Origin of the sequence: Candidatus Chordibacter forsetii (assembly GCF_964187505.1) — a bacterium.
In the GTDB taxonomy this organism is placed as follows: Bacteria; Verrucomicrobiota; Verrucomicrobiia; order Opitutales; family Seribacteraceae; genus Chordibacter; species Chordibacter forsetii.
Genome location: NZ_CAXLML010000125.1, coordinates 1 through 6,283 on the forward strand (window position 1 = coordinate 1; position 6,283 = coordinate 6,283).

Below are 6,283 nucleotides of genomic sequence, written 5' to 3' on the forward strand. Positions count from 1 at the left end.
GGGCATCCAGCCGAGAAAGGCATGCTAAAAATACAATCGTTCTAATTGCGATTTTGATCGTCCTTGTTTTCCTAAAATTATAGAACTTGCTCTTTTAAATCATGAGCCAACCCGTCCGCACCCGAATCGCTCCCTCCCCCACTGGCGCCCCCCATTTAGGTACAGTTTACATGGCCCTTTTTAATTTGGCCTTTGCACGCAAACATGGTGGGCAATTTATTTTACGCATCGAAGATACTGACCGGAAACGTTCATCAACTGAATCAGAAAAAGCCATTTTCAAAGCCTTACGCTGGGCAGGGATCGAGTGGGATGAAGGACCAGATTGCGGTGGACAATACGGCCCATACCGGCAAAGCGAACGCCTTGATTTATACGAGCGGGAAATTAATCGCCTTATTGAAAATGGTCATGCATATCGTTGCTTCTGCACTCCTCAACGCCTAAACGAATTAAGGGCAAAACAAATCGCGAATAAAGAAACTCCACGCTACGATGGCCTTTGCTTAAGTTTATCTCCGGAAGAATCAGCAAGAAGAGCCAAGAGTGAGCCCTTTGTGGTACGAATGAAAATCCCTGAGTCTGGAACTTGCGAATTTACCGATGAACTACGCGGACAAGTTAGTATTGAATGGGCCCAGATTGATCACCAGGTTATTCGTAAGTCAGATGGATTCCCCACCTATCATCTCGCCAATGTGGTGGATGACCATGAAATGGCTATTAGCCATGTTATCCGTGGCGAAGAGTGGATAAGCAGCACACCCAAGCATGTCTTGCTTTACCAGTATCTTGGCTGGCAGTGCCCTGTCTTTGCCCATCTCCCCCTCTTACGCAATCCAGATAAGTCCAAACTTTCAAAACGAAAGAATCCAACTGGTATCTTTTATTTTCGGGATGCCGGTTTTTTGCCCGAGGCCCTGCTTAATTATTTGGGAATGATGGGATATACTTTACCCGATCAGCGGGAAATTTTTTCTTTGGATGAACTAATTGAGACTTTTGACATTAAAAGAATCAGCCTGGGCGGTCCCATTTTTGACTTGGCCAAATTAAAATGGCTAAATGGTCGCTACCTTCGAGAAAAACTTAATCCCGCGGAAGTGATTGATCGTTTGCAAACATGGAAAGCAAATCCTGAATTTCTCGGAAAAATTATGCCCTTTGCCCTGCAACGATTGGAAACTTTTTCTGATTTTTTCCCGCTTGCCCAATTTCTTCTCAGCGAGCAACCCATTTACACCCATGAAGACCTGGTTGGAAAAATGGAGCCCGATCAACCTGCAAAACTTCTTAAAATTGCCGAATGGGAATTGGAAAAGACTTCAAGTTGGGACAGGGACACCCTCTCCTCAGTCTTTCAAAAAATGGCCGAAGTTGAAGATTTAAAACTAAAACAACTACTCCCCTTATTTTTCATGGCTATGAGCGGAAGCACGGTTTCTCTTCCCCTCTTTGATGGAATTGCTCTTCTCGGACCTGATCTTACCCGCATGCGTTTGCGCCACGCGCTCGAATTATTATCCGCCAATGGACAAGGCCTGAGCAAAAAGGGAATCAAGAAACTGGAAAAGGAATATGCAAACCGATACGGCGAGCGAATTGATTAATGGTCCCTTTCCTCACCCTTTCTAAAATTATCCCCACTTTTCATTACCAATGAGCGAACTTGAAGCAGAAAAAACCCTCGATTTCATCCGTACCCGCATCCAAGAAGATCAACAATCTGGCAAGAACGATGGTAAGGTTTGTACCCGGTTCCCTCCCGAACCCAATGGATACCTTCATCTTGGGCACGCCAAAAGCATCTGCTTGAATTTTGGCATTGCCCAGGAATTTGGAGGCCTTTGCAACCTGCGTTTAGATGACACCAATCCAGTCGCGGAAAAAACTGAATATGCAGAGGCCATTCAGGATGACCTTCGATGGTTAGGATTTGATTGGGAAGACCGCTTTTTTCACGCCTCTGATTACTTCGACCAGTTGCACAGTTGGGCAGTTCAATTAATCAAAGCAGGCAAGGCATTTGTCTGCGACCTGTCATTTGAAGAAATGAAAGCCCACCGCGGAAACTTGATTGAACCCGGTAAGAACAGTCCATTTCGGGAACGTATGGTCGAGGAAAACCTCGAACTCTTTGAACAGATGCGCCTTGGAGAATTCCCGGACGGAACCAAAACCCTGCGGGCAAAGATTGATATGAGTTCACCCAATCTCAATTTAAGAGACCCGGTGATCTATCGAATTATACATCAGGAACATCCAAAAACGGGAGATAAATGGAAGATCTATCCATCCTATGATTTTGCTCATGGACAATCTGACTCCCTTGAAGGCATCACCCATTCTCTTTGTACGCTCGAATTCGAGCATCATCGCCCTCTTTACGATTGGTTATGCCAAAACCTTGGCATTCACCATCCCCAACAGATTGAATTTGCCCGCCTTAACCTAAATTACACTGTGATGAGCAAGCGCAAGATGCTCCGTCTCGTGGAAGAAGGTCGTGTCAATGGATGGGACGACCCTCGCATGCCCACCCTTCAAGGTATGCGCCGCAGAGGATACACCTCCAAATCGATTCGTGATTTTTGTGAAAAAGTGGGTGTAGCGAAGAGAGAAAATGTGATCGAGGTGGAATTGCTTGAACATTGCCTGCGTCACGATCTCAACCTGTGCTCCCCCCGCCGACTCGGAGTACTGGATCCCTTGAAGGTAACCATTTCCAACTATCCAGAAGATAAGTCCGAAACCGTCGATGCGGTAAACAATCCGGAAGATCCCGATGCGGGCACCCGACCGGTTCCCTTTTCAAAACAACTCTATGTAGACCGGAATGATTTCATGGAAGACCCGCCCAAAAAATACTTCCGTATGTCTCCTGGTCGTGAAGTCCGGCTCAAATACGCTTATTATGTGACTTGTACCGAAGTCGTGAAGGACGAGGAGGGAAATATCACGGAATTAATCTGCGAATATGACCCGGAAAGCCGGGGCGGAGGAACCGCAGACGGGCGAAGGGTTAAAGGTACGATCCAATGGGTGGATGCCTCCACTGCACAACCTTGTGAAGTTCGTTTGTACGACCGTCTCTTCAATAAGCCCGACCCGGAAAAAGTGGAAGATGGAGGTGATTTCACTGACAATTTAAATCCCGACTCCTTGGAAATCATCCACCACGCATTGGTCGAACCATCGGTAACTGAAATTTCCATTGGACAAGCATTTCAGCTGGAACGTGTAGGCTACTTCTGCCTCGATTCAGATAAGGCCGAGGACGGCAAAAAAGTGCTTAACCGAACAGTTGCGATGCGTGACAGTTGGGCAAAAATCAACAAGTAGATTAATTATTGCTACCGCGGTAAGAGCGGATTCGAGCTTGCCAAGAATTCACCATTTGCAATTATGTGGGGCAAGCTACCCTTGTTAATTACTACTATAACCAGCCCAATAATAAACTATGAGTAACCAAGAATCAGGACCTGACATGAAATTGTTTTGGGGGTGTTTCATCGCCCTTATCACAACTGCCTTTGCCTTCATAACAAGGGCATTCCTTGTAAACGCAGAGCCCTTTTGGCCAAGTACCTTTGGATTAAACCAAGTACAAGCTGGTGAACTTTTTGGTGCAGGAATCTGGCCGTTCGCCATCAGTATTATCGTATTCAGTCTGATTATCGATCAGGTTGGTTATCGTTTGGCTATGATCTTCAGTTTTGTCTGCTACGCCCTCTACGCAGTTCTCGCTTACCAAGCATACGGCATTGTTATGGCCGATGGCTTGGTTGGAGACGCACTTAAAGCAGCTCAATCTGAAGCTTATGACAAACTTTACCTGGGTTCGGTAATACTCGGTCTTGGTAATGGTACCGTAGAAGCGTTTATCAATCCAGTTGTGGCCACCATGTTCAAAAAAGACAAAACAAAGTGGCTCAATATCCTCCATGCTGGATGGCCAGGTGGTTTGGTTATCGGTGGTATCTTAACCATTCTCCTCGGCGCACAAGCTGCAGAAGACTGGAGAATTCTTATTTACTTAATCGCTATCCCTGCGGTCATTTACCTTGTTATGCTTTTAAATGCTAAGTTTCCTGTTAATGAGCGGGTTTCTTCTGGTACCTCCTACAAAGAAATGTTGGCTGAATTTGGAGCCATTGGTGCCTTAATTGCTGGCTACCTAATTTACAGGCAGCTTGGTATGGTGTTTGGATGGAGTGATAATATAGTCTACATTCTAACTGCAGTTTCCACCATTGGTTACTTTCTTTACTGCAAATCACTTGGACGTCCTCTGCTTATCTTTATGTGTCTCATCATGATCCCACTGGCTACCACCGAACTTGGTACAGACGGTGCCATCTCTGGATTGATGGAAGAACCTATGACGGCAGCTGGTTACAATGGCCTTTGGGTTCTCATTTACACATCTGCAATCATGATGGTTCTCAGGTTTTGGTTTGCTGGGCCTATTGTTGCCAAACTCGGACCTTTAGGTCTCCTAGCTACATCTGCTGTGCTCGCTATTGCAGGACTTTATCTTCTCAGCTCTGCGTCTGGATTACTTATGATCTTTGTATTCGCTACTTTGTATGGCTTCGGAAAAACCTTTTTCTGGCCCACCACACTCGGTGTAGTCTCAGAGCAATGTCCGAAGGGTGGAGCACTTACCCTCAATGCGATTGCCGGTATCGGTATGCTTGCGGTTGGCATCCTCGGCGGTCCAGTGATTGGAAAAATGGCTGAAGATGCAGTCAAACAGTCTGTCATTGCTGAGACTAATGAAGAAACATACGGTAAAATCTCGAAGGACAGCACCTACTTCCTAGGGGATTACACAGCAGTTGAGCTTGCGAAGGTTGATTCTCTGGAAGGTGATGAAAAAGATACCGTCAAACACAGCATTCAGGTAGGCAAGCAAGCTTCCTTGGCTAGCGTTGCTATCTTCCCTGTTTTCATGCTCATTTGCTACCTTGCACTTATTTTCTACTTCAAGGGACGCGGGGGTTACAAACCCGTAGAGCTTGAAGAAGGTAAATCCTGAGGACCGAAAAGTTTTAAGCGGTTTCCTCCCAACCCAACCAAACCTACTCAGAATCTATGGCTAAGAAAAAACCCTTGCGCATCGGACTGATCGGATATGGCTTCATGGGCCGTACCCATTCCAACGCATTCCGTAAAGTACCCAACTTCTTTCCGGAGTTGAAGTATGAACCCCAACTCGCTGCCGTTTGTGCCCGCAATAAAGACCGGGCTCAGTCATTTGCGGATCAGTGGGGCTACGAATCAGTTGAAACCGACTGGAAAAAGTTGATCGCTCGCGATGACATTGATGTCATCGACATCGCTGCTCCCAACAATGTACACCATGAAATTGCCATAGCTGCAGCCAAAGCAGGCAAGGCAATTCTTTGTGAAAAGCCCCTCGCATTAGATTGTAAGGAAGGTGAAGAAATGGTTCGCGAAGTGGAAAAAGCGGGTGTGGCCAACATGGTTTGGTACAACTATCGTCGTATTCCTGCGGTTACTATGGCCAAAGAAATGATCGACGAAGGTCGCTTGGGAAAGGTTTATCATTATCGTTCTAACTTCCTTCAGGACTGGACCATCAATACTGACCTTCCCCAAGGAGGAGAAGGATTGTGGCGTTTGGATGCGAAAGTTGCAGGAAGCGGTGTGACCGGGGATTTACTCGCCCATTGTATTGATACTGCCATTTGGTTAAACGGTCCGATTGTGGAAGTCAGTGCCATGACGGAGACCTTCATCAAGGAACGTGTGCATACTGCAACCGGAAAGAAGCAAAAGGTCACCATTGATGATGCCTGTGCTTTTCTTGCCAAGTTTGCCAACGGATCTCTTGCCATCTTTGAGTCCACCCGCTACGCACGCGGACACAAGGCACTCTACACCTTCGAAATCAATGGAGCAGACGGTTCCCTCTTCTGGGACTTGCACGACCTTCACAAACTTGACTACTACGAGTATGACAAGGAAGATCCCAAGACCCGTGGTTGGCGTTCCATTCATGTGACCGATGGTGGAGAGCACCCCTACATGGATAAATGGTGGGTTCCAGGTCTTAATATCGGATATGAACACAGCTTCATCAATCAATTCGCCGACTTTGTAGCCGGTTATGGTTCCCGCAAAAAGCGTCCCTTACGCCCAGACTTCCGCGATGCCCTGGAAACCCAGTACATCTGCGAAGCAGTACTTGACTCTGCTAAGTCAGGGCGCTGGAAAAAAGTAGGAAAGATTCGTTCCAAGGCTAAGTAAGCCTCAG

General features: G+C 46.6%; 4 protein-coding genes. All 4 read left to right on the top strand.

What is annotated here, in order from left to right; translation table 11 throughout:
* The first annotated feature begins 101 nt into the window (after nt 1-101).
* The gene (gltX, locus tag ACKPQ4_RS05715) at nt 102-1,610 is read left to right on the top strand and encodes a glutamate--tRNA ligase (protein ID WP_407680240.1); all 1,509 of its coding nucleotides are present in this window, start codon (nt 102-104) and stop codon (nt 1,608-1,610) included.
* A 49-nt stretch (nt 1,611-1,659) separates the two neighbouring features.
* Nucleotides 1,660-3,342, top strand: a complete 1,683-nt coding sequence (locus ACKPQ4_RS05720) for a glutamine--tRNA ligase/YqeY domain fusion protein (protein WP_407680241.1) — start codon at nt 1,660-1,662, stop codon at nt 3,340-3,342.
* A 118-nt stretch (nt 3,343-3,460) separates the two neighbouring features.
* Entirely contained in the window at nt 3,461-5,041 is a 1,581-nt protein-coding gene (locus tag ACKPQ4_RS05725; protein ID WP_407680242.1) for an MFS transporter, read from the top strand.
* Nucleotides 5,042-5,097: 56 nt separating this feature from the next.
* The gene (locus tag ACKPQ4_RS05730) at nt 5,098-6,276 is read left to right on the top strand and encodes a Gfo/Idh/MocA family protein (protein ID WP_407680243.1); all 1,179 of its coding nucleotides are present in this window, start codon (nt 5,098-5,100) and stop codon (nt 6,274-6,276) included.
* The last annotated feature ends 7 nt before the right edge of the window (nt 6,277-6,283 follow it).

What these genes read in the sequence shown, in the direction of transcription:
- ACKPQ4_RS05730 (WP_407680243.1), top strand. Translation starts at nt 5,098, where the DNA reads ATGGCTAAGAAAAAACCCTTGCGCATCGGACTGATCGGATATGGCTTC.
- ACKPQ4_RS05720 (WP_407680241.1), top strand. Translation starts at nt 1,660, where the DNA reads ATGAGCGAACTTGAAGCAGAAAAAACCCTCGATTTCATCCGTACCCGC.
- gltX (WP_407680240.1), top strand. Translation starts at nt 102, where the DNA reads ATGAGCCAACCCGTCCGCACCCGAATCGCTCCCTCCCCCACTGGCGCC.
- ACKPQ4_RS05725 (WP_407680242.1), top strand. Translation starts at nt 3,461, where the DNA reads ATGAGTAACCAAGAATCAGGACCTGACATGAAATTGTTTTGGGGGTGT.